Genomic DNA, 22,659 nt, shown 5'->3' with positions numbered 1-22,659 from the left:
ACCGGCTTTACAAGGTCAGCCGCCCTTCCACTAGCACCACGCCGGGGCCGCCAATCTGCACGCGCTGCCCGGCGCCGGCGCCTGACTCTACGCGCACCCGCACCGCGCCCGGCCGGCCCAGCCAATGGCCCTGCTCCGCCACAAACTCCGGGGCCGTGAGGTAGCCGTAGTGGTGCAGGTAGGCCGCCATACCGCCGGTTGCCGAGCCCGTTACCGGGTCTTCGGCCACATCCGGCGGCGTGCCGAAATGCCGGGCAAAAGTACTGCCCGCCGCCGTAGCGCCACCAAGGCAGAACAGGTGCGGACTGAAAAAGTCGCTGTCGGCGCGGTAGCGGCCGTAGGCGCCGGGCAGCGGCGGGTGGGCGCGGCGCAGGGCGTGCTGGTCGCGCAGCAGCATCATCAGCTGCGGCGTACCGGTGCTGACGGTCTGAATGGGCGCGCCGGGCAGCAGATCGTCGGGGGTTAGGCCAAACAAGGGCAGAACCGTAGCCGCGTCGTGCATGGCCCCGAAGACGGGCGGGCGCTGCGTCATCGTCACCAGCAGCGGGGAAGTGGCGGTGGCCGGGGTCAGCGCCACGCTGATCGGCCCGTCGCGCAGCTCAAACTGCAGTTCCCGGGGCGTATCAGCCAGTGTGATGCGGCCGGCATGCACCAGCGCCACGGCGGTAGCAATGGTGGGGTGCCCCGCCAGCGGAATTTCCTCGGCGGGGGTAAAATACCGTACGCTCACGTCGCCGCCCTGGCTGGCGCGGCGCACAAAGGCCGTTTCCGATTGGTTGAACTCCCGCGCCAGCTGCTGCATACGCTCGGGCGAAAGGTCGTCGGCATCGAGTACCACGGCGCAGGGGTTGCCGCCGAGCGGGGTCGTCGTGAAAGCATCGACGAGCAGAAAAGGGTAGGGCGCAGACATAGGACGGCTTGAATTTGGCCCGCAAATAACGGGCAGAGCGGAAAAGACCGCCGGGCCGGGCGCCAAACCAAACCGCCCGCTGCAACCAAATGCAGCGGGCGGTAAGAGAAAAGTAGTCCGGTTACTGACTACCAGCTATCGACTACCCCGTTACGACGGATCAGAGAGGCGGCCGATTTGCTGGCCCTGCGGGTTGAAAATACCACCCTGGGCGCTGACGTAGAGGCGGCGCTGCTGCCCGTCGATGAGCACGAAGGGGAAATCGGCGCTGCTGGAGCGGGTGAGGCGGCCCACCACGGCGGCGGTGTGGTCGTCCTGGTCGAGGCGCACCACGTTCAGGCCCTTGGTGATGTAGAGCGGCTGGGCCGGGTTGTCGCGGAAGGTGAGCTTACCCACGAAGCTAATGGCCTGCTGCGACGCGGGCTGCACCGGCGCCGGGCGGGGCGTAATGGCCACCGGCTGGGCCGACGGAGCCGTGGTACGGGCGCTGGCTACAATCTGCCCGTTGGCCTGCTGCCAGCCCCGGCCGATGGCGGCCAGGCGGGTGGGGCGGCCCGGGTGCGTGGGCGAGTCGTAGTCCTGCGACACCACGGCCATGGCCGTCTGGGCTTCCGAGAGGCTGGCGCCCATCTTGCGCAGCACGAAGCCCGAAAACTCGTCGGCTTCCAGCTCGTCGGAGGGGTTGGAGCCGCCGCCCTGCAGGGTGTGGCCGTTCAGGTGGTGGCCCATTTCGTGCGCCAGAATGCTCACGCCGGCCCAGTCGGTGCGGCTGGCGCGGTTCACGGCCGCCACGAAGTTGGGGTTGTATAAGAGGAAGCGTTTGCCGCCGTACACCACGGCCGCCGCGTTTTCAACTTGGGTAGTGGCGCGCAGCTCGAAGCGGGGCTTCAGGCCCACCACGTCGGTAATTTCACGCAGCACATCACGCTGCGGGGCTGGCTGAGCGGCCATGGCCGCGCCGCCCGTCAGCAGCCCCACGGAGAGGAGCATACTGGCCAGCAGGCGGCGGAAGGTGCGGGTGTGAGTCATGAAAAAATCCTCTTGGTTGCGGGTAAGGTTTGCAAAGATGCTGCCAAACTGCGGCGCGGGCCGGAATAGCCGCCTTGCAGATATAGAACGTCAATAAGGCCGATTTTCGTTTACTGCCAACGGTCATATTTTCCGGTGGGAATTATGCCGGTCTGCGTTTTGTTCAATGGCAGCCCCCGGATTCCGGTGGGCTTTTCCCGGACAAATACAAAGCTGCTTCATATGCTCCGACGCTCCCTACGCGCCGCACTACTTGTTGCCGGCGGCCTGTTTGCAGGCCCGCGCGCCCAGGCCCAGGAAACCTGCATGCTGGTGCCCATGTCGCTGAGCCAGCGGGCCGCCGCGGCCGTGGTGGTGGTGGAAGCCCGGGTGGCCGCCCAGCAGGCCCAGGCCGATGCCCGGGGCAATATCTACACCCTCAGTCAGCTGGAAGTATATAAAGTGTTTGACGGGCAGCTGCCCGCTGCGGGCCTGCGTCTGGCCGAGCCGGGCGGTACGCTGGGCGCGCGCCGGGAGGAGGTCACGGGCACGGCCGAGCTGACGGTGGGCCAGCAGGGCCTGTTCTTTCTGGAGCCCGACCGGCACGGGCCCGACGCCCAGGCTTACCGCCTCGTGGCCGGCCCCCAGGGCTTCGTGCGCTACGACGTGGCCGCGGGCAGCGCCGCCGAGCCCTTCGGCCGCTACCAGTCCATTGCCGATGAGCTGTACCCCGCGGTGCAGCGCAGCACCGGGCAGGCCCCGCGCGAGCTAAAGGCCAACGAGGCGCTGCGGGCGGCCAGCGCGCCGGCTACGGCGGCCCGGGGCAGCGCCGCGCCGGTTGTCGGCGGGTTTGCGCCGGCGCTGCTGTCGGCCGGCACGGGCAGCGTGCTGACCATCACCGGCTCGGGCTTCGGCACGCAGGACGCCAACAGCAAGGTGGAGTTTCTGAACGCCGACCAGGGCGGGCAGTCCTACGTGGCGGCCAACAGCACCGATTACGTGCTCTGGACCGACACCCAGATTCAGGTGCGCGTGCCTTCGCGCACCAGCAGCGGCGGGGCTGGCTCGGGCGCGTTTCGCGTCAGCACCTCCGGCGGCGCCGCTACCAGCCCCGGGGCACTGACCATCATTTACTCGTACTCCAACATCGGCACGCCGCCGGCCCGGGCCCGCCTCGTCAACGACGACGGGCAGGGCGGCTACACCCTGCAGTACGACGCCAGCTTCGCCGCTAATGCCCCGGCCCGGGCGGCGTTTGAGCGCGGCCTGAACACCTGGAAAGCGGCTACCGGCCTGAACCTGCAGATCGGGACCAACGCCACCAGCAGCGCCGTGGCCGACGACGGGGTGAACATCGTGCGCTTCGACACCAACGGGGAACTGCCGGCCAACGTGCTGGGGCGCACCACCTCGCGCTACAGCGGCTGCACCAGCGGCGGCGTCACGTACTGGCGCGTGGCGGAAACCGACTACAGCTTCAGCAACACCACTAACTGGAACTTCGCCGCCACGGCGCCCTCGTCCGCGCAGTACGACTTTGAAAGCGTGGCGGTGCACGAGCAGGGGCACGCCCACCAGCTGGGCCACATCATCCGGCCCGGGGCCGTGATGCACTACGCCATTGCCAACGGCCAACAGTCGCGCACCCTTAGCCTCGACAGCGACGTGGCCGCCGGCCTGGCCGTTATCGACTTCAGCCTGAACAGCGCCAACCCCTGCAACTCGCCGCTGCTGCGGCTGCTGGCCGCCACCCCGCTGCCGGTGGAGCTGACCAGCTTCGTGGCCCGCTACGAGCCCGGGCTGCCCGGCACGCGCCTGGAGTGGGCTACGGCCCAGGAGCAGCGTAGCGCCTACTTCGCGGTGCAGGCCACCGACGACCCGGCCACCGACAACTGGCAGGAAGTAGCCCGGGTGGCCGCGGCCGGCACCAGCACCACGGCCCGCAGCTACACCGCCACCGATGCGCGCCCCCTCAGTGCCGGCCAGACGCGCTACTACCGCCTGCGCCAGGTGGATACCGATGGCCCGGAGCACTTTTCGCAGTCGGTAGCCGTGACCGGAGCCGGGGCCGCGGCCGGGCTGCAGGCCTTCCCCAACCCCGTGGCCGACGTGCTGCAGGTGCGTCTGCCCGCCGCCGATAACGCCACGCTGGGCCGCCTGACGCTGCTCGACGCCGCCGGCCGCAGCGTGTGGCAGCAGCCGGTGCCCGCCGGGGCACTGACGGCCGAAGTGCCGGTAGCCAGCCTGCGCAACGGGGTGTACCTGCTGCAGTGGCAGGCCGGCAGCGGCAAGCCCGAGCGCCAGCGCATCCTGGTGCAGCACTAAGTTGGTCAGGAAAACCAAGGGCCCCGGGCGGAATTACCGCTCGGGGCCCTTGGTTTGTGCGTCAGTCTGCTCTACGCCGGCTGCTTGGCGGCCGGGGCGCCGCTTGGAGCCGCCGTCAACGAGGCCGGCCGCTGCCGCTCCCCAATTTGCTGGCGCCACATGGCGTAGTATAGGCCTTTGCGGTCCAGCAGCTCGTCGTGGCGGCCGGCCTCCACGATGCGGCCGCGCTCCAGCACGTAGATGCAGTCGGCGTGCAGGATGGTGCTCAGGCGGTGGGCAATGAGGATGGTCAGGTGGCGGCGGGTGGCCGACAGGTCGCGCACCGTGCGGCTGATTTCCTCCTCCGTGAGGGAATCCAGGGCCGAAGTAGCTTCGTCGAACACCAGCAGGGTGGGGCGGCGCAACAGGGCGCGGGCAATGCTCAGGCGCTGCTTCTCACCACCCGACACCTTCACGCCCCCCTCGCCAATGACCGTATCGAGGCCCTGCGGGGCGCGGCGCAGCAAAGAGTCGGCGGCGGCTTCGCGCAGGGCGCGCAGGCACTCCTCGTCGGTGGCGTGGGGGGCCACGAAGCGCAGGTTGTCGCGGATGGTGCCGGCGAAGAGCTGCGGGTCCTGGGTCACGAAGCCGATTTGCTCGCGCAGGGCGTCGAGGTCGAGCTGGCTGCCGGGCGCGTCGTTGTACAGAATACGGCCCTGGGCGGGTGGGTACAGGCCCACCAGCAGCTTCACCAGCGTGGTCTTGCCCGAACCCGAAGGCCCGACGAAGGCCACCGTCTGGCCCAGCTCGGTGCGGAAGGAAATGCCGTCGAGGGCGGGTGAGGCAGCCGTGAGGTGCTGGAAATGCACGTCATCGAAGGCCAGCGTCTGAATCTGGCCGATGTCGCGTGGGTGGGCGGGCTTCACCTCCTTGGGCGTCGCCAGAATCTGCTGGTAGTTGTTCAGGGACGCCTCCGTTTCGCGGTACACATTGATGATGGTGCCCAGCTCCTGGAGCGGCCCGAAAATGGCGAAGGAGTAGAAGAAAAAGGTGATGAACTTACCCGGCAGAATCACGCCTTGCACCACCAAAAACACCAGCATCAGCAGAATCACGTTGCGCATCAGGTTCACGAACGTGCCCTGCACAAACGATAAGGAGCGCAGATAGCGCACTTTCTTCAGCTCCAGCTTCAGAATTTTGTCGGTGGTGGCGTTCAGCCGCTGGGTTTCCTGCTGAGCCAGCCCCAGGCTCTTGATCAGCTCGATATTGCGCAGGCTTTCGGTAGTGGAGCCGGCCAGGGCGGTGGTTTCGGCCACAATGGTTTTCTGGATGGCTTTGATGCGCCGGCTCAGAAACAGGCTCAACGTGGCCAGCAACGGGATGGTGAGAAAGTACACCAGCGCAATAGGTTTGTACACGCTCAGGGCGTACCAGGTCACAAACACGATGCCCACCAGCGTGATGAACAGCACGTTGATAAAGCTCTGGATGAGCCGCTCCACGTCGGTGCGCACCTTCTGGAGCTTGCCCAGGGTTTCGCCCGAGCGTTGGTCCTCAAACACCTGGTAGGGCAGCTCCAGCGAATGCCGCAGCCCGTCGGAGTACAGGGCCGCCCCCAGGCGCTGGGTGATGACGTTGGTGTAGTAATCCTGGAAGTTTTTGGCGATGCGCGACACCATGGCCACGCCCAGCGCCTGCAGAACGAGCAGGCCCGCCCCGCCCGTGAGGAACTGCCAGAACGTGGGCGTCTGGGCAGTTTTCAAGGCCGGCGACACGTATCGGTCGATTATTTTGCCCAGAATTAGCGGGTCGAGCAGGGAGAATATCTGGTTGATGGCCGCCAGCAGCAGGGCCAGCGCGAGCAGGCCCCAGTACTGGCGCAGGTAGCCAAACAGCAGTTTCATGCAGAAGAGGGTAGGGGAGAAGAGTCCCCCAACAACCACCTACCCCAGCAGAAGTTTAGCGGCCCCGCAGCGGGGCGTCAGGCCGGATCTTCGTCGGCCATTTCGGGCCGCACATCGGGGGCCACGTCGGCAAAGGCCTGGCGCACGGTGGGCGAGGCCAGGCTGAGCACCAGGCGCACCGAGCGGCGGCCCAGGCGCTTCTGGTAGCGCATCAGCAGGTCGCGGGCGGCGGCGGGCAGGTGATGCAGGCGGCTGCAGTCGATCCAGACGCTGGTTTTGCCGCTGCGGTAGGCCTGCAGCAGGCAGCGCGCCAGCGTGTCGGAGGCCGAGTCGTTGGCCGGGGAGGTGCCGTCGGCTAGGAGCAGGACGTAGCGGTCGGGCAGGATTTCGTGGTAAACGTCCATGAGTTCGGGTGGGAAGGAGCGGGAGGTAGGAAGGGGCGGAGTACGGCCGGACGCGGGAGCCCGGCCACCACCTAATACGTAGCCCAACGCGGAAAAGATGAGGCCCGGCCCCACCCACACCGCGCCGATTTCTACTCAATTTTTCGCCGGGTAGCTCAGGGGAAAATCCGTATTTCACGCAAGCGTAATTACGTATCTGTGCGGGGCGCCCGCCGCTACGGGTAATCTACATTTGTCAGAGTGGGCTGCCTGTCAAATGCGGCAACTGACGTAACCTCAGGTGTGGTGTTACGTCGTGACAGGCAGCCTGCTTTTTTTTGTCCTGTCGAGCCGCTGCAAGCGGGCTGCCCGTAACAATTGCGAAATATTTAGGCCTGAAAATCAGTCCTATTTTAATTGAATAGGCTTTTTTTAGGTTTGGGGCATTGCCAGGAAAAAACCGCCTACTATCTTTGCACCATCAAACGACAACGGCCCTGTTATCCGCTCCGTTCGTCTAGGGGTTAGGACTGCAGATTTTCATTCTGCCAACAGGGGTTCGATTCCCCTACGGAGTACTAAGCCGCTGTCGTTTGAAACCCGCTCCGTTCGTCTAGGGGTTAGGACTGCAGATTTTCATTCTGCCAACAGGGGTTCGATTCCCCTACGGAGTACAACAATCGGAAACGCCTTGCCGGTCATCGACCAGCAAGGCGTTTCGCTTTTCAGGCGGTGGCTCGTAGTTGCGCGGCTACTGCGCGTGGCCGGGCGCCAGGGGCAGGGTAAACGCGAACCGGCTGCCGCTGCCCAGCTCACTTTCCACCCACAGCCGGCCGCCCTGGGCAGTAATGAATTCCCGGGCAATGCTCAGCCCCAGGCCGGAGCCGCCGCGGTATTCCGTATGGTTGGGCACTTGGGCGAAGCGCTGAAAAATTCGCTCGTGGTACGCCGGCGCGATGCCCGGGCCCTGGTCCTGCACGCTCAATTCGATGCTGTCGGGCAGGGGGCGGGCCCGCACGGTGAGCGGGGCATCCAGGGGCGAATACCGGATGGCGTTGGCCAGCAGATTGATGAGCACCCAGGTGGTTTTTTCCACGTCGGCGGCCACCGGCGGCAAGTCGGCGGGCAGCTCCACCCGCAACTGCAGGTGCTTGTCGTGGAGCTGGGCGCGCACGGTATCGGTGGCGTAGCGCACCACGTCGCGCAGGTCGGTGGGGCGCACATCGAGCTGAATGCCGGCCCCGGCTTCGAGGCGCGACACGTCGAGCAGCTCGCCCACCATGCGCTGCAGGCGCTGCGTCTGCTGGCGCATGCTCTGCATCAGGCCCTGGCGCTTGTCGGGGGCGGTGCGCTCGTCCTGCAGCAGCTTCAGGCTGAGGTTGAGGCTGGCCAGCGGCGTTTTCAGCTCGTGCGAGACGGTAGCCAGGAAGTCGGATTTCACCTGGTCGAGGCGCTTGAACTCCGACACGTTGCGCAGGGCCAGGATGTAGCCCACGAACTGCATTTCGTCCACCGCCTCGTTGAACGACACGATGTCGTGCACGGTAAGGCGGTAATAGGCTTCCTCGCCCTGCTGGGCAATGGTAAACAGGGGCAGCTCGGCTACGGCCTGCTGGCGGCGCGGCGCGCTCAGCGGGGCCAGCATGGCGCGCAGCAAATCGTTTTGCCGGGCCAGCTCGGCGGCGGGCTGGCCCACGAGCTGGGCGGCCGGCAGCCCCAGCAGCTCGGCGGCGGTGGGGTTGGCCAGCAGGATGCGCCCGTGCTGGTCGATGAGCAGCAGGCCCTCGTCGAGGCTGTCGACGAGGCTGGTCATGCGGTTGCGCTCGGTAATCAGCTCGGCGGTGGTGCTGGCGCGGAAGTCCCGCAGCTGCGTCAGCAGCTGGTTGAAGGCGCTGGCCACGACGCCAAACTCGTCGCGGCTTTCTACCGGGATGCTGGAGCGGTAGTGACCCTGGCTGGCGTGGCCGATGGCGGCCGTGAGCTGGCGCAGGGGCTGCACGGCGGCTTCGGGCACGCTCAGCACCAGGCCCAGGCCTAGCAGCACGGCCAGCGCGGCGGCGGCCAGCAGGTAGTGGCTGGCCCGCTCGGCCCCACGGTTGGAGGCCGAGTTCTTGGCCGTCAGCGCCTGCACGTTCAGCTCAATCATGCGGTGCGTGAGGGCGCGCAGCTCCGCGGTCAGCTTGGGGTTGGCTGTGGGCGGCGCGCCCGCGGAGCCAGGCGGCGCAGCAGCGCGCACGCGGTCGGCCTGGTACTGCCTCAGCTGCCCGAAAACCTCCCCGAGCCGCTCCACCACGCGCTGCTCGCCGGGCTCGGTGACGTTGGCCGTTTCGTCAATCAGCGCCTGCTCGAACTGGGCCGTGGCCGCGGTGTCGGTCCAGGGGTTGCGCTCCAGCGCGTCGAGGGCGCGTAGCATCCGCTGGCCGTACTCCACGGAGTGGAAGTTGGCCTGCAGCACGGCGCGGGCCGAGCGGTCCAGCTGACGCACGGTGTAAAAAGCGTAGCCGCCGATGGCCAGCAGCAGCAGCAGCATGGCCACGAAGCCCAGCGTAATCTTGGTTTTGAGGTACATGTGGGTACTTAGTGCCGGTAGAAGCTGGCCCCCGGGCCCTGCAATGACGCCTGGGCGCTGGTTTGAAAGTGCGGCTGGGTCTGCATAAAAAACTATCCGGTATCAAAGATTTATGCAGAGGTGCTGCATAAAGAATCCTTAGATGTTAAAAGATTATGCAGGGGTGGTGCATAAAAACTGCGGCGTAGTTGATGTTCTATGCAGGGCATTTCAGCCAGGTTGTCGGACCAGAAAGAAGCCATACAGCACCGCTTCTAATGACTAACAAGAAACAAGTCCAAATCCTGGCCGGCGCGGGCCGCGGCGCGCACCAGGTGGAAGGTAACGCCGCGGCCCGTGAGGCGCTGCCACCAGCGCGGGGCGCCGCTGACGCCGCAGACGAGCAGGCTGGCGTTTTTCTCCGCCGCCACGCGCAGCACGGCCGCCGCCACGTCGGCGTCCTTTACCCGCAGAATCTGCGCGCCCAGCTCGGTGGCCAGCTGCAGGTTGTTGATGAGGTGGCGCTGCCGGGCCAGCCCGATGCGGTCGGCGGCTTCGGCGGGCGTCTGCACGTAGAGCACGTACCAGGCGGCGGCGCCGAAGCGGGCGGCCAGGCGGGAGGTTTTGCGGATGATTTCGCGGGCGGCCGGGGCGTTGGTGTTGATGCAGGCCAGCAGCCGGTCCTGGTTGCGCCGCTCAGGCTGCACCATGGCCTGCTGCCCCCGGTCGATTTGCTGGCCGAGCTGCTGGGCTACTTCGCGCAGGGCCAGCTCGCGCAGCTGCGCCAGGTGCTCGGGCCGGAAGAAGTTGCGCAGGGCCGTGGGCACCTTCTGCGCGTCGTAAATCTTGCCTTCTTCGAGGCGGCGGCGCAGCTCGGCCACGGTCAGATCCACGTTCACCACCTCGTCGGCCTGGCGCAGCACCTGGTCGGGCACGCGCTCCTGCACGTCCTGGCCGGTGATTTTGAGCACCTGGTCGTGCAGGCTTTCCAGGTGCTGCACGTTCAGGGCGGTTATCACCGAAATACCCGCCTGCACCAGCTGCTCCACGTCCTGCCAGCGCTTCTCGTTGCCGGCGCCCGGCACGTTGGTGTGGGCCAGCTCATCGACGATGACCACCTGCGGACGGCGCTGCAAGACGGCCTGCACGTCGAGCTCCTCCAAGGCCCGGCCGCGGTAAAACACGCTCTTGCGCGGCAGCTGCGGCAGCCCCGGCAGCTGGGCTTCCGTTTCGCGGCGCCGGTGCGTCTCCACGTAGCCGATAACCACGTCGACGCCGTGCTGGAGCAGGTCGTGGGCTTCCTGCAGCATGCGGTAGGTTTTGCCCACGCCGGCGGCCAGGCCCAGGTACACCTTGAGCGTGCCGCGGCGCTTCTGCTGCACCAGGCGCAGAAACCGTTCGGCCGATTGGTCGCGCTGCTGTTGTTCCGGTTCGCTCATCGGATGGACCCCACCCCCCGGGAGAGGGGGAGCCTGACGACTCGGGGTGTTTTCTGGTGGGAAATGGATGGGGAGGAAGGTGTAGCGCGGGCTTTAGCCCGCGTCCTCCCGCCCGACACGGCCCCATAAACGCGGGCTAAAGCCCGCGCTACACCGGCCATCAGAAGCTCAGCGCGATGCTGCTGGTCAGGTTGCCGTACGTCTGCGCGGGCTGGCCGGCGTCGTCGGGGAAGAGCGCGTCACGGCTGCGCAGCACGCGGCCTTCCACCCGGAAAAGCAGGTTGCTGGTGGGGGCGTAGTCGAGGTTGAGGGAGCCGCCGCCCACGCGGAAATTGGCGTCGGTGGGGGTGGGCATGATGCTGCGAATGATGACGCCGCGGTCGGCGTAGTAGTACTCGTAGCGGGCGGTGGCGCTCCACTTAGCAGCCAGCTTGTAGCGCACGAAGGCGGCGGCGGTGTGCCAGGTATCGGCCTTGGTGCCGCGGGCCGCCTGTTCCTGCTTGCCCACGTCGAACACGCCCGCCAGGCTGAGCTTGTCGGTGGCGGCGTAGCTCACGTAGAAATCGTGGAAGTAGCGGCGGCGGCGGGCCGAGTCCTGGGGCTGCTCGTTGCCGTAAAAGGCGCTGCTGTTGATGAGCAGCTTGGCGGTGGGCTTCCACTGAATCTGCCAGCCCAGGGCCTTTGCGCGGTTGTTGTCGCGCAGGTTCTGCCAGCCGTTGAGCACCAGCCCGGTCAGGGTGAGCTTCGAATCGGCCTCGTAGCTCAGGCGCGCCCCGCTTTCGTAGTAGGGCGAGTTTTCGGCCATCAGGGAGCGGGTCAGCGTCCAGTTGTCCTTGCTCAGCGCCGACTCGAAGCCGATGTGGGAACCGAAAATGCCCAGGTCCAGCCAGGCTTTGGCGAAGGGCCGGAAGCCGGCATAGGCCTCGTACACGTGCTTGAGCACCTGGGGCTCGGCGGCGTAGTTGGCCTCGACGTAGGTGCCCGCGTGCAGGCCCACGGCCCCGCGTACCCGCTCGTCGTCGTAGCGTAGGCCCACCACGGCGTTGTTCAGGGCAAACTCGTTGGCGCGGTGGTGCGAGTACAGGAAGCCCGGCCGCGTCTGGCTTTTGCCGGTCAGGTCGTAGCCGTAGTAGCCGTCGGCGAAGCCGTACACGGTCAGGGGGGAAGGCGTCGGCGCGGCTACGGCGGCGGAATCCGGAGCGCCGGTGGTTTGGGCCAGGGCAGAGGCGGCCGTCAGCAGGCCCACGGGCAGGGCAATAAGAGCTTTCATGGGGGAGAAGACAGGTCAGCGCGGCGGGCCACCGTCGGGCTTAGCCGCACTACGCAAAAGCGGGAGAAAATGGCATTAGAAGTACAGGGCGAGCAGCAGGCCGGCGGTCAGCGCCAGCCATACCAGCCAGCCGTAGCCGACGCGGGGTGCCGGGTTTGGGCGCATGGGGGGCTTAGCGGCGCAGCGGGGCCAGCTCGTCCAGGGCCAGGTTCAGGCGCAGCACGTTCACGCGCGCGGGGCCCAGCAAGCCCAGCAGCGGGCTTTCGGTTTGCTGCTGCACCAATGCGCGCAGCTTTTCGGCCTCCACGCCGCGCAGGCGGGCAATGCGGGCCACCTGCACCAGCACGCCCCGGGGCGAGAGGTCCGGGTCAAGGCCCGAGCCGGAGGCGGTGAGCAGCTCCGCGGGCACTTCGGCGGCTTGCACGCCCGGGTTCTGGCGCAAAAACGTGTCGAGGCGGGCCCGCACCAGGGCCTGGTACTCGGGGTTGGAGGGGGCTTTGTTGGAGCCGGCCGAGCCGGCGGCGTTGTAGTCCACGGCCGAGGGGCGGGAGTGGAAGTACTCCGGCCGCTGAAAGCGCTGCCCGAGGCGGGCGTAGCCAACCACGCGGCCGTGGCGGCTGAGCGTCTGGCCTTCGCCCGCGCCGGGCGCCAGGCGGGCAATGCCGAGGATGGCCAGCGGGTACAGCACGCTGCACAGCACAATGAGCAGCAGGGTGAGAATCAGGGATTGACGGAAGAGTTTCATGGCAGTAGTGGGGCTGGCGCCGGTTTAGTCGCGCAGCGACGTAACCGGTGCCTGTAATCGGGCAGGCTTTCAGCCTGCGTTGCGTTATCGGCCGCTCGACGGGCCCGTTCGGTTGGTCACGCAGGCTGAAAGCCTGCTTTATTTTGGGCACCGGTTACGCAACTGGCGTTGCTAAACCGGCGCCAGCGTGGGTTACGGGGGCTTTACACGAACACGCTGACCAGCAAGTCAATCAGCTTGATGCCGACGAAGGGTACCACCACGCCGCCCAGGCCGTAGACGAGCAGGTTGCGGCGCAAGAGCTGCGAGGCGCCTACGGGCGTGTACTGCACCCCGCGCAAGGCCAGCGGAATCAGCGCTGGAATGATGAGGGCGTTGAAAATCACCGCACTCAGGATGGCCGATTCAGGGGAGTGTAGCTGCATGATGTTCAGCCCCTGCAAGGCCGGGATGGAGGCCACGAACAGCGCCGGCACGATGGCGAAGTACTTGGCCACGTCGTTGGCAATGCTGAAGGTGGTGAGCGTGCCGCGCGTAATGAGCAGCTGCTTGCCGATTTCGACCACCTCGATGAGCTTCGTGGGGTCGTTGTCGAGGTCCACCATGTTGCCGGCTTCCTTGGCGGCCTGGGTGCCCGAGTTCATGGCCACGCCCACGTCGGCCTGGGCCAGGGCGGGGGCGTCGTTGGTGCCGTCGCCCATCATGGCCACCAGCTTGCCGGCCTGCTGCTCCTGCCGGATGTAGTGCATCTTGTCCTCGGGCTTGGCCTCGGCAATGAAGTCGTCGACGCCGGCTTTTTCGGCAATGAAGCGGGCGGTGAGGGGGTTGTCGCCGGTCACCATCACCGTCTTCACGCCCATTTTGCGCAGGCGCTCAAAGCGTTCCTGGATGCCGGGCTTGATGATATCCTGCAGCTCCACCACGCCCAGCACCTGCTCATTCTGGCTAACCACCAGCGGCGTGCCGCCGTTGCTGGCCACGGCCTCCACGCGCTGCTGCATCTCCGTGGGGAAAGGGTTGCCGGCCTGCTCCACCAGCCGCCGGATGGCGTCGGTGGCGCCTTTGCGAAGGCGCAGGCCGCCGTGCGCCGGCAGCAGGTCAACGCCCGAGGAGCGAGTTTCGGCCGTGAATCGGATCAGCTGGGCGCCCTCTATGCGCTGGCGCAGGCGGCTGCCGTCGGCGGCTTGGGCGGCCAGCTCCACGATGCTCTTGCCCTCGGGCGTGTCGTCGGTGAGGGAGGCCAGGGTGGCGGCTTCCACGAAGGCGGCCTCGGCCACGCCCGGCGCGGGCCAGAAGTGGGTGGCGCGGCGGTTGCCGATGGTGATGGTACCGGTTTTGTCGAGCAGCAGCACGTCGATGTCGCCGGCCGTTTCCACCGCCTTGCCCGACTTGGTGATGACGTTGGCGCGCAGGGCGCGGTCCATGCCCGCAATGCCGATGGCCGAGAGCAGCCCGCCGATGGTAGTCGGAATCAGGCAGACGAACAAGCTCACCAACGCGGCCACCGTCAGCGTGGCTTTGGCATAGTTGGCGAAGGGTACCAAGGTCACGCACACGATGAGGAACACCAACGTAAAGCCGGCCAGCAGAATGGTAAGGGCAATTTCGTTGGGCGTTTTCTGCCGCGAGGCGCCTTCCACCAGCGCAATCATCTTGTCCAGAAACGACTCGCCCGGGGCCGTGGTCACCAGCACCACGATGCGGTCGGACAGCACTTTGGTCCCGCCCGTGACGGAGGATTTGTCGCCGCCTGCCTCGCGGATGACCGGCGCCGACTCGCCCGTAATGGCCGACTCGTCGATGGTAGCCAGGCCCTCGATGATTTCGCCGTCGGTGGGAATGATTTCGCCGGCTTCTACCACGAACACGTCGCCCCGTTGCAGCTGGGCCGAGCTGACGACGTCGAAGCTACCGTCCTTGCGGCGGACTTTGGCGGGCGTGTCCTGGCGGGTTTTGCGCAGCGAATCGGCCTGGGCCTTGCCGCGGGCTTCGGCAATGGCCTCGGCAAAGTTGGCGAAGAGCAAGGTGGCAAAGAGCAGCAGGAAAATGCCCACGTTGTAGCCGGCCGAGCCCTGCGTCCGCTCGGCACCGGGCGTTACGAGCACCATGACGGACACGATGAGCATCACCGCGGTGCCCAGCTCCACGGTGAACATCACCGGGTTTTTGACCATCAGCCGCGGGTCGAGCTTGACGAAGCTCTGCTTGAGGGCCTCGCGCACCAGCTCGGGCTGGAAAAGGGAAGGGGATTGAGTTTTCATGGGAAGGGCGCCTCACCCCCTAGTCCCCTCTCCGAAAAAGGAGAGGGGGAACTAGCTCTAGATTTCTAACCCTAGATACTAGTTCGGGAGGCTTTGCGCATGAAAAGGCTAAGACTAAAAGGCTAGGCTAGTCCCCCTCTCCTTTTTCGGAGAGGGGCTAGGGGTGAGGCGACTACAGCGCAAAATGTTCGGCCAAGGGCCCCAGCGTGAGGGCCGGGAAGAAGGCCAGGGCGGCGATAATCCAGATGACGGCCAGAATCATCACGGCGAAGGTGCCGGTGTCGGTGCGCAGCGTGCCGGCCGATTCGGGCACCAGCTTCTTGCGGGCCAGCAGGCCGGCAATGGCCACCGGGCCGATGATGGGCAGGTAGCGCGCCAGCAGCAGCACCACGCCGATGCTCACGTTCCACCAGGGCGTGTTGTCGCCCAGGCCCTCGAAGCCGGAGCCGTTGTTGGCCGCGGCGGAGGTGTACTCGTAGAGCATTTCCGAGAAGCCGTGGGCGCCGGGGTTGGCCAGCCAGCCGCTCAGGCCGGCGGGGTCGTGGTTGTAGCCGTAGGTGGCCAGGGCCGTGCCGGCCAGAATCAGGAAGGGGTGCAGCAGGGCAATGAGGATGGCAATTTTGACCTCCGCGGCTTCCACTTTCTTACCCAGAAACTCCGGCGTGCGGCCTACCATCAGCCCGGCAATGAACACGGCAATGATGAGGTAGACCAGGAAGTTGAGCACGCCCACCCCGCAGCCGCCGTAAAAGGCGTTAATCATCATGCCCAGCTGGGCCATGGCGCCCGACACGGGCATCCAGGAGTCGTGCATGGAGTTGACGGAGCCCACCGAAATGATGGTGCTGCTGATGCCCCAGAAGGCCGAAGCCACCGCGCCGAAGCGGATTTCCTTGCCCTCCAGCGCCCCCAGGCTCTGGTCGACGCCCAGGCTGCTCAGGGCCGGGGAGCCGTGCGTTTCGTAGTAGAGTGTGGGCCCGAGCAGCATCAAAAAGCCCACCGTCATGGTGCCAAAAATCATCCAGCCCAGGCGCCGGCGCTGCAGGTAGAAGCCCAAGGCGAAAACCACCGCGAACGGGATAATCAGGTGGGCCCAGGTTTCGACCAGGTTGGTGAAGTAGGTGGGGTTTTCGAGCGGGTGCGCGCCGTTGGCCCCCATGAAGCCGCCGCCATTGGTGCCCAGCTCTTTAATGGCCACAAACGCCGCCACCGGCCCGCGCGACACGTTTACGGTGTCGCCTTCCACGCTGATACACTGCGCTTTACCCTGCAGCGTATTGGGCGTGCCGCTGAATACCAGGATGGTGGCTACCAGCAGGCACAAGGGCAGAAGCAAGCGGGTGATGCTGCGCACGAAAAAAAACCAGAAGTTGCCGAGCTGCTCGGTGGTGCGCTGGCGCAGGGCCTCGAACACCACCGCCAGCGCCGCAATGCCCGTGGCGGCCGTCACAAACTGCAGGAACATCAGCACCACCAGCTGCGTGAGGTAGGTGGCCCCGGTTTCGCCCGAGTAGTGCTGGATGTTGCAGTTGACCAGGAAGGAAACGGCCGTGTTCCAGGCCAGGTCGGCCGACTGCGAGGGGTTACCGTCGGGGTTGAGCGGCAGCGCGCCCTGGGTGAAGAGCAGCGCGAAGGCGTAGACGAACCACACCAGGTTGATGCTCAGCAGGGCCAGCAGGTGCTGTTTCCAGCTCATCTGCTTCGCGGGGTCGATGCCGCTGAGGCGGTAGAGCAGGTTTTCGAGGGGCGCGAGGAAGTCCGTCCAGGTGCGCTGGCCCTGGAAGACGCGGGCGATGTAGCGGCCCAGCGGTACGGCCGTCAGTACCGCAAACGCGAACAGCACCGCGACGCCGAGGTATTGGGAGGTCATGGATAATCAGTGAGTGAGTGACGGAGTGAATGAGTGATTGTCGTCCCGGATTGGCTGGAATGCGAGGTGCCGTATGGCTACTTCACGCATTCGCTCAATCACTCATTCACTCGTTAGAATTTCTCGGGGCGCAGCAGGGCGTAGCCGAGGTAGCCGAACGTGGCCAGGGCCAGGACAAACAGGGCGGTCATCATGGGGCAGCGGGTTAGAGGCGGTCAAACCAGTCGAGGGAGCGGTAGAACAGCCCGAAGCAGGCCAGCCCGGCGGCCAGCAGCAGGACGAAATCAACGAGGGGGTGAAGCATGGGCGTAAGCCGTAAGGTGACGGCGGCCCAGGGCCAATTCCCGCGCCCGGTTCGGCGGCTGATGAGCTGCGACGGGTGTATGTACTTGTCAGACAAGCTGAAAAAAGCTGCGGCGCTGCCTCCGGGAAGCAGCGCCGCAGCGGGTAGCCTATCAAATTGAGAGGCTCAGTTATTGATTTGAGAGGTCGAGCCCCGCGCTACAGTCCGTACTCCTGCAGCTTGCGGTAGAGCGTGGCCACGCCGATGTCGAGGCGGCGGGCGGCTTCGGCTTTGTTGCCGCCGGCCTGCTGCAGCACCAGCAGGATGTGGCGGGCTTCCACGGCGCTCAGGCGCTGGTCGGTGGCGTCGGCGGCGGGCGTGCCGGGGGCGGGAGCGAGGCGCAGCTCGGCGGGCAGCTGGGCCAGGTCCACCGGCTGCCCGTCGGGGGTGAGGATGGCGGCGCGCTCCAGCACGTTCTTCAGCTCGCGCACGTTGCCGGGCCAGTCGTGGCGCTGCAGCTGCCGCAGCGCCTCCGGGGCCAGGCCGGGCAGGCGCTTGCGCAGCTTGGCGGCGAAGTGCTGCAGAAAGTGCCGGGCCAGCGGCTCGATGTCGGCCGCCCGCTCCCTAAGGGCGGGCACCGGAATGGTGAAGACGGACAGGCGGTAGTACAAGTCGGCGCGGAAGTGGCCGGCGTCGGCCTCCTGGCGCAGGTTGCGGTTGGTGGCCGCCACGATGCGCACGTTCACCTGCGTGAGCTTGGTGTCGCCGAGGCGGATAAACGTCTGCGTTTCGAGCACGCGCAGCAGCTTGGCCTGGGCACCCAGCTCCAGCTCCCCGATTTCGTCCAGGAATAAAGTGCCGCCGTGGGCCTCCGCCAGCAGCCCCTTCTTGTCGACGGTGGCCCCGGTGAAGGCGCCCTTCTTGTAGCCAAACAGCTCCGATTCGAGCAAATCCTTCGGGAAGGCCGAGCAGTTCATGGCCACGAAGGGCTTGGGGCGGCGCGGGCTGGCCTGGTGAATGGCCTGGGCAAACAGCTCCTTGCCCGCGCCGGTGGGACCTTCCAACAGCACCGTGGCGTCGGTGGTGGCCACCTGCCGGGCCAGCGCCTGGGCCTCGCGCAGCGCCGCCGACGCGCCCACCATAGACTCAAACGAAAACTGCGCACCGGCCTGTCGCTCCAGCTCGGCCACCCGCTGCTGCAGCCGGGCTTTGTCGGCCGCCCGCTCCACGATGACGGCAATCTGCTCGTCGGCGTCGCCCTTAGCCAGGTAATCGAAGGCGCCCTGCTTCATGGCCTGCACGCTGTCGGGAATGCGGGCGTAGGCGGTGAGCAGCACCACTTCGGCCAGCGGGGCCAGGGCTTTGTAGCGCGGCAGCAGGTCCACGCCGTGCCCGTCGGGCAGCTTCACGTCCGACAGCACCACCAGCACCTCGTCGGCGTGCTGGCGCAGCAGCTCCAGCCCGCGGCGGGCATCCGGAGCCTGCAGCACGTGGTAGTCTTCCAGCTCCAGCACCTGGGCCAGCAGCTGCCGCAAATCGGCTTCGTCGTCGATGAGGAGTACGGTTCCGGCGGACATGGGCAGCGGGGGAAGGAGTGGCGGCCGGGGCGGTACCGCGGCCCCGGCGGGCGGCAAAGTAACGCAACGACGAGGCTATGCCCGTCTGGAGGCAGCCGGTACCGGTGGGGTGAAGGCAGCTGCCAACAACAAAGCGGCCCCGCCGCAACGCGGGTTGACGCGTTGCGGCGGGGCCGCTCGGGGCACCGCAGGGCGGGCCTACAGGCTGGCTATGTCGATGACGAAGCGGTAGCGCACGTCGCCTTTTACCATGCGCTCATAGGCCTGTTCGATGTCCTGAATGTTGATCAGCTCGATGTCGGACACGATGTTGTGCTCGGCGGCGAAGTCCAGCATTTCCTGGGTTTCGGCAATGCCGCCGATGGTGGAACCCGACACGCTCTTGCGGCCCGGAATCAGCGCGAAGGCCGGAATTTCCAGCGGCTTGGGCGGCGCCCCCACCAAAATGTGCGTGCCGTTGGTTTTGAGCAGCGACAGGTACAGCGGAATGTCGTGGTCGGCGGCCACGGTGTCGAGGATGAAGTCGAAGGAGGCCTGCACGGCTTTGAGCTGCTCCTCGTCCTTGGTCACCACGAAATGGTGGGCGCCCAGGGCCTTGGCGTCGGCTTCCTTGGCGGGCGAGGTGCTCAGCACGGTCACTTCGGCCCCGAAGGCCACGCCCCACTTCACGCCCATGTGGCCCAGCCCGCCGAGGCCCACCACGGCCAGCTTATGGCCCGGGCCCACTTTCCAGTACTTCAGGGGCGAATAGGTAGTAATGCCCGCGCACAGCAGCGGGGCCACGGCGGCCAGATCGAGCTTCTCGGGCACATTCACCACGAACTCCTCGCGCACCACGATGGTGGTGGAGTAGCCGCCGTAGGTGGGCTGCCCGTCGCGGCCGAGGTTGTTGTAGGTCTGGGTGTTGCCCTCCACGCAGTACTGCTCCTCGCCGGCCTTGCAGTTGTAGCACACCTGGCAGGAGTCGACCATGCAGCCCACGCCGGCCAGCTGACCAACCTGGAACTTCTTTACATGGTCGCCCACGCGGCTGATGCGGCCCACGATTTCGTGGCCGGGCACCATGGGGAAGATGCCGGGAAACCACTCGTTGCGAATCTGGTGCAGGTCGGAGTGGCACACGCCGCAGAAGAGGATGTCAATCTGCACGTCGTGCGGGCCGACGTCGCGGCGCTCAAAGGTCCAGGGGGTGAGGTCCGCAGACGGGGTCTGGGCGGCGTAGCCTTTGGTCTGAATCATGAATGGTCTGGTTTGGTAGGTCGGGAGTTGATGTCGCGCAAAGCTAGCCGTAGGCGCGCCCGTTCCCGCCTACTGCTTTCAAACGGCTTACTACATTTTTCAAAGGGCGGGGCGGAATGCGCGCCGGCCGCCAGCAGTTAGGGGCGGAAACGGTACTTCAGCCACACCACGTCGTTGTCGAGCTGCTCCACCTGCGTCAGGTGCAGGCGCGTAGCCGGGCCTTTGGCCAGGTACTCGCTGACTTCGAAGGTGGTCGGCGACTTGGGCGTGCCGTCGGCAATGGGCAGCAGCAGCAGGCTCAGCTCGTCGATGAGGCCCGCGTTGAGCAGGGAGCCGTTGAGGTGGCCGCCGCCCTCCAGCATCAGCGTCTCGATGGGAAACAGCTCGGCCAGCTGCTCCAGCACCATGGCGAAGTCGATTTCCGTCTGGCCCCCAAACAAGTAGGAAATACCCTGCTGCTGCAGGTAGTAGAGGTAGTCGTCCCCGACCTGCTCCGTCAGCACCTCGATGATATGGTCGCCGCCGGTTTCGTTCGCGTCCCAGCCCAGCTTGCCGTGCGCGTCCACCGCAATGGCGAAGGAAGTAGCGTCGGGGTTGCCGATAAACGGCTCCCGGGCAATGGGCTGCGGGGGCGTCTGGGGCCGGGGCGGCACGCCGCCGGAGAAGTCGCGCTCCATCGTGACGCGCCCGCACATCCAGGCCTGGCTGGTAAAGGTGTCGTGGTACTTCTCGAAGTAGCCAGCGAAGGTATCGGTGAGCTGCTGGTCCTGCCAGTTGGCGGAAAGAATCTTCCCGTCGACCGAGGACATCATGTGGCAGATGACGTGGGGTTTTTTCATACCCGCGCTATACGGCCGCGGCGGCCCCGCGGCGGTAGCCGGCCGCAGTGGAGGGCCCGGCTTATTCGTTCTGCGCCTTACGCTCGGCCCAGGTGGCGTAGCCGCCGGCCTGCACGGGGCGGTCGGCGGGCACTTCGCGTAGCGGCTCGCAGGGCTGCAGCGAGGCGTGCAAATCGGCCGGCAGCTGCATGTAGATGCGGGTGCCCTCGGTTTTCCAAGCCAGCATGTCGTCGCTTACCTGCCGGATGATTTTGTGCGGGTTGCCCACCACCAGGCTGCGCGGCGGAATCACCTCGTCGGCCTTGATAAACGCCAGCGCCCCGATGATGCTTTCGTCGCCGATGACCACGCGGTCCATCACGACGGCATTCATGCCCACCAGCACGTTGCGCCCCACCGTGGCGCCGTGGATGATGGCGCCGTGGCCGATGTGGGCCATTTCCATCAGCCGCACCGTGGTACCCGGAAACATGTGCACGGTGCAGTTTTCCTGCACGTTACAGCCATCTTCAATAATAATCTGCCCCCAGTCGCCGCGAATGGCCGCGCCGGGCCCCACGTACACGTTGCGGCCGATGATGACGTTGCCGGTGACGGTAGCCTGCGGGTGCACAAAGGCCGATTCGTGCACCACGGGGACGATGCCGTTGAAGGAGTAAATCATGGTAGTAGCGCGGGCTTCAGCCCGCGTTTGCCTGAACGACTACTGCGTCGGCGGATTTGAATTACTATCTGACGGACGCGGGCTAAACCAAAGGAAGGCGTAGCCAAGCCCGCGCTACGGCTGCTTACGAAGCCACTTCGGCCGGAGCCGGAAAGAAGGTCTGCCCGGCCCGGGCCAGGCGGCGCAGCAGCACGCTGGCGCGGTAACGGTCCTCGCGGTACTCCTCGTAGAGCGCGTCGAGGGTCTGGAGCACCGCGGCGGGCGTCAGCTCGTCGGCCCAGCGCAGCAGGCCCTTGGGGTAGTTCACGCCCTTGGTCATGGCCAGCTCCAGGTCCTCGCGCGAGGCCACGCGCAGGTGTAGCGCGTCGGCGGCTTCGTTGATGAGCATGGCCAGCACCCGCTGCACAATCTGCCGGCCCAGCGCCTCGTCGCGCGTCGGCTCGGGCATGGTGGCCCCGTCGCGGTAGTCGTAAAAGCCGCGGCCCGACTTGCGGCCGTAGTAGCCGGCCTCGAACAGGCGCTTCTGGGTGAACGAGGGCTTGAAGCGCGGGTCGAAGAAGAAGGCGGTGAAGACTGATTCGGTGACGCGGTAGTTCACGTCGTGGCCGATAAAGTCCATCAGCGCAAACGGGCCCATGCGGAAGCCCGCCAGCTCGGTCAGGGCCCAGTCGATGGTAGCCGCGTCGGCCACGCCCTCTTCCAGCAGGCGGATGGCCTCGCCGTAGTAGGGCCGGGCCACGCGGTTGACGATAAAGCCCGGCGTGTCCTGGCAGATAACCGGCAGCTTGCCCCAGCTCTGCACCAGCGCCCGGATTTCGGCGGCCAGCCCGGCGCGCGTCTGCACCGCCGGAATGACTTCCACCAGCTGCATCAGCGGGGCGGGGTTGAAGAAGTGGATGCCGATAAACCGCTCGGGCCGCTGGCAGGCGCTGGCAATGGAGGCAATGGACAGGGACGAAGTATTTGAGGCCAGTACGCAGTCGGCGGGCACCACGGCTTCCACGTCGCGGAACACGGCCTGCTTCACGCCCAATTCCTCGACAATAGCCTCAATGACCAGCCCGCAGGAGGTAAAGCACTGCAGATCCTTGCAGTAGCGCACCCGGCCGATGGCGGCTTCGGCCTCTTCGGGGCTGAGCTTGCCCTTCTCGGCGAGCTTGCGCAGGTTGGCCTGAATGCCGGCGGTAGCGCGCTGCAGGGCCGCCGCGTTGAGGTCGAACAGGAAAACGGGGTGGCCGGCCTGGGCCACCACTTGCGCAATGCCGGCACCCATGGCGCCGCTGCCGATGATGCCGATGGTAATCTTGTCCATGTTTGGAAGGAGTAGTTGGGCGCTAAATGGTAGGAGAGAAGTTAGGCCGTCATGTCGAGCGAAGTCGTGACATCTCGTGTGCTGATGCTGATGCCCAATA

The 22,659-nt window shown here is 66.2% G+C and carries 17 protein-coding genes and 2 tRNA genes; 3 read left to right on the top strand and 16 right to left on the bottom strand.

Features of this window, described 5'->3' with window-relative positions:
- Nucleotides 1-7: 7 nt before the first annotated feature.
- Nucleotides 8-910 (bottom strand): PhzF family phenazine biosynthesis protein, encoded by a 903-nt coding sequence (locus tag EJV47_RS07970; protein ID WP_126692612.1) that lies wholly within the window; start codon nt 908-910, stop codon nt 8-10.
- Nucleotides 911-1,060: 150 nt separating this feature from the next.
- Nucleotides 1,061-1,939: a M48 family metalloprotease gene (locus EJV47_RS07965; protein WP_126692611.1), complete on the bottom strand. Its 879-nt coding sequence runs from the start codon at nt 1,937-1,939 to the stop codon at nt 1,061-1,063.
- 222 nt (nt 1,940-2,161) lie between these two features.
- Between EJV47_RS07965 and EJV47_RS07960 the strand changes: the two genes are divergently transcribed.
- Nucleotides 2,162-4,243: a matrixin family metalloprotease gene (locus EJV47_RS07960; protein ID WP_126692610.1), complete on the top strand. Its 2,082-nt coding sequence runs from the start codon at nt 2,162-2,164 to the stop codon at nt 4,241-4,243.
- Between the two features lie 71 nt (nt 4,244-4,314).
- Here the strand turns inward: EJV47_RS07960 and EJV47_RS07955 are convergent, their stop codons facing one another.
- Nucleotides 4,315-6,129, bottom strand: a complete 1,815-nt coding sequence (locus EJV47_RS07955) for an ABC transporter ATP-binding protein (RefSeq protein ID WP_126692609.1) — start codon at nt 6,127-6,129, stop codon at nt 4,315-4,317.
- 77 nt (nt 6,130-6,206) lie between these two features.
- A complete protein-coding gene (locus EJV47_RS07950; RefSeq protein WP_126692608.1) occupies nt 6,207-6,533 on the bottom strand; it encodes an STAS domain-containing protein in 327 nt (108 codons plus the stop codon).
- 485 nt (nt 6,534-7,018) lie between these two features.
- Between EJV47_RS07950 and EJV47_RS07945 the strand changes: the two genes are divergently transcribed.
- Both EJV47_RS07945 and EJV47_RS07940 read left to right on the top strand, forming a co-directional pair.
- Nucleotides 7,019-7,090 (top strand) — tRNA-Glu (locus tag EJV47_RS07945).
- A gap of 24 nt (nt 7,091-7,114) precedes the next feature.
- Nucleotides 7,115-7,186, top strand: a tRNA-Glu gene (locus EJV47_RS07940).
- 77 nt (nt 7,187-7,263) lie between these two features.
- Here the strand turns inward: EJV47_RS07940 and EJV47_RS07935 are convergent.
- From EJV47_RS07935 to EJV47_RS07880, 12 genes are all read right to left on the bottom strand, one after another.
- Nucleotides 7,264-9,081 carry a HAMP domain-containing sensor histidine kinase gene (locus tag EJV47_RS07935; RefSeq protein WP_126692607.1) on the bottom strand — a complete coding sequence of 606 codons (1,818 nt, stop codon included), beginning with the start codon at nt 9,079-9,081 and terminating at the stop codon, nt 7,264-7,266.
- A 254-nt stretch (nt 9,082-9,335) separates the two neighbouring features.
- Nucleotides 9,336-10,499, bottom strand: coding sequence for a sensor protein KdpD (locus tag EJV47_RS07930; protein ID WP_126692606.1), 1,164 nt, complete (start codon nt 10,497-10,499; stop codon nt 9,336-9,338).
- A gap of 160 nt (nt 10,500-10,659) precedes the next feature.
- Nucleotides 10,660-11,769 (bottom strand): porin, encoded by a 1,110-nt coding sequence (locus tag EJV47_RS07925; protein ID WP_126692605.1) that lies wholly within the window; start codon nt 11,767-11,769, stop codon nt 10,660-10,662.
- Between the two features lie 172 nt (nt 11,770-11,941).
- Nucleotides 11,942-12,514 carry a potassium-transporting ATPase subunit KdpC gene (gene kdpC / locus EJV47_RS07920; protein ID WP_126692604.1) on the bottom strand — a complete coding sequence of 191 codons (573 nt, stop codon included), beginning with the start codon at nt 12,512-12,514 and terminating at the stop codon, nt 11,942-11,944.
- A gap of 203 nt (nt 12,515-12,717) precedes the next feature.
- The gene (kdpB, locus tag EJV47_RS07915; protein ID WP_126692603.1) at nt 12,718-14,775 is read right to left on the bottom strand and encodes a potassium-transporting ATPase subunit KdpB; all 2,058 of its coding nucleotides are present in this window, start codon (nt 14,773-14,775) and stop codon (nt 12,718-12,720) included.
- 172 nt (nt 14,776-14,947) lie between these two features.
- Nucleotides 14,948-16,645: a potassium-transporting ATPase subunit KdpA gene (gene kdpA / locus EJV47_RS07910; RefSeq protein ID WP_126692602.1), complete on the bottom strand. Its 1,698-nt coding sequence runs from the start codon at nt 16,643-16,645 to the stop codon at nt 14,948-14,950.
- Between the two features lie 113 nt (nt 16,646-16,758).
- Nucleotides 16,759-16,836 (bottom strand): K(+)-transporting ATPase subunit F, encoded by a 78-nt coding sequence (gene kdpF / locus EJV47_RS29125; protein ID WP_126692658.1) that lies wholly within the window; start codon nt 16,834-16,836, stop codon nt 16,759-16,761.
- Between the two features lie 310 nt (nt 16,837-17,146).
- A complete protein-coding gene (locus EJV47_RS07900; protein ID WP_126692601.1) occupies nt 17,147-18,505 on the bottom strand; it encodes a sigma-54-dependent transcriptional regulator in 1,359 nt (452 codons plus the stop codon).
- Between the two features lie 198 nt (nt 18,506-18,703).
- Entirely contained in the window at nt 18,704-19,744 is a 1,041-nt protein-coding gene (locus EJV47_RS07895) for an NAD(P)-dependent alcohol dehydrogenase (protein WP_126692600.1), read from the bottom strand.
- 137 nt (nt 19,745-19,881) lie between these two features.
- Nucleotides 19,882-20,583, bottom strand: coding sequence for a RibD family protein (locus EJV47_RS07890; protein WP_126692599.1), 702 nt, complete (start codon nt 20,581-20,583; stop codon nt 19,882-19,884).
- Between the two features lie 61 nt (nt 20,584-20,644).
- Complete coding sequence (locus EJV47_RS07885) at nt 20,645-21,247, bottom strand: acyltransferase (protein WP_126692598.1); 603 nt, start codon at nt 21,245-21,247, stop codon at nt 20,645-20,647.
- Between the two features lie 124 nt (nt 21,248-21,371).
- A complete protein-coding gene (locus tag EJV47_RS07880) occupies nt 21,372-22,559 on the bottom strand; it encodes a 3-hydroxyacyl-CoA dehydrogenase NAD-binding domain-containing protein (protein WP_207895854.1) in 1,188 nt (395 codons plus the stop codon).
- Nucleotides 22,560-22,659 lie beyond the last annotated feature (100 nt).

The organism is Hymenobacter gummosus (assembly GCF_003970915.1).
GTDB lineage: Bacteria > Bacteroidota > Bacteroidia > Cytophagales > Hymenobacteraceae > Solirubrum > Solirubrum gummosum.
Note: the sequence above shows the minus strand (reverse complement) of the source record. Positions and strands in the feature narration are given on the sequence as shown.

Excerpts from the sequence above, each read along its gene's own strand:
- EJV47_RS07935 (WP_126692607.1), bottom strand. The coding sequence starts at position 9,081 with ATGTACCTCAAAACCAAGATTACGCTGGGCTTCGTGGCCATGCTGCTG.
- EJV47_RS07960 (WP_126692610.1), top strand. The coding sequence starts at position 2,162 with ATGCTCCGACGCTCCCTACGCGCCGCACTACTTGTTGCCGGCGGCCTG.
- EJV47_RS07925 (WP_126692605.1), bottom strand. The coding sequence starts at position 11,769 with ATGAAAGCTCTTATTGCCCTGCCCGTGGGCCTGCTGACGGCCGCCTCT.
- EJV47_RS07900 (WP_126692601.1), bottom strand. The coding sequence starts at position 18,505 with ATGTCCGCCGGAACCGTACTCCTCATCGACGACGAAGCCGATTTGCGG.
- kdpB (WP_126692603.1), bottom strand. The coding sequence starts at position 14,775 with ATGAAAACTCAATCCCCTTCCCTTTTCCAGCCCGAGCTGGTGCGCGAG.
- EJV47_RS07895 (WP_126692600.1), bottom strand. The coding sequence starts at position 19,744 with ATGATTCAGACCAAAGGCTACGCCGCCCAGACCCCGTCTGCGGACCTC.
- EJV47_RS07970 (WP_126692612.1), bottom strand. The coding sequence starts at position 910 with ATGTCTGCGCCCTACCCTTTTCTGCTCGTCGATGCTTTCACGACGACC.
- kdpF (WP_126692658.1), bottom strand. The coding sequence starts at position 16,836 with ATGACCGCCCTGTTTGTCCTGGCCCTGGCCACGTTCGGCTACCTCGGC.
- EJV47_RS07890 (WP_126692599.1), bottom strand. The coding sequence starts at position 20,583 with ATGAAAAAACCCCACGTCATCTGCCACATGATGTCCTCGGTCGACGGG.
- EJV47_RS07955 (WP_126692609.1), bottom strand. The coding sequence starts at position 6,129 with ATGAAACTGCTGTTTGGCTACCTGCGCCAGTACTGGGGCCTGCTCGCG.
- kdpC (WP_126692604.1), bottom strand. The coding sequence starts at position 12,514 with ATGAAACTCTTCCGTCAATCCCTGATTCTCACCCTGCTGCTCATTGTG.
- EJV47_RS07885 (WP_126692598.1), bottom strand. The coding sequence starts at position 21,247 with ATGATTTACTCCTTCAACGGCATCGTCCCCGTGGTGCACGAATCGGCC.
- EJV47_RS07965 (WP_126692611.1), bottom strand. The coding sequence starts at position 1,939 with ATGACTCACACCCGCACCTTCCGCCGCCTGCTGGCCAGTATGCTCCTC.
- EJV47_RS07950 (WP_126692608.1), bottom strand. The coding sequence starts at position 6,533 with ATGGACGTTTACCACGAAATCCTGCCCGACCGCTACGTCCTGCTCCTA.
- kdpA (WP_126692602.1), bottom strand. The coding sequence starts at position 16,645 with ATGACCTCCCAATACCTCGGCGTCGCGGTGCTGTTCGCGTTTGCGGTA.
- EJV47_RS07880 (WP_207895854.1), bottom strand. The coding sequence starts at position 22,559 with ATGGACAAGATTACCATCGGCATCATCGGCAGCGGCGCCATGGGTGCC.
- EJV47_RS07930 (WP_126692606.1), bottom strand. The coding sequence starts at position 10,499 with ATGAGCGAACCGGAACAACAGCAGCGCGACCAATCGGCCGAACGGTTT.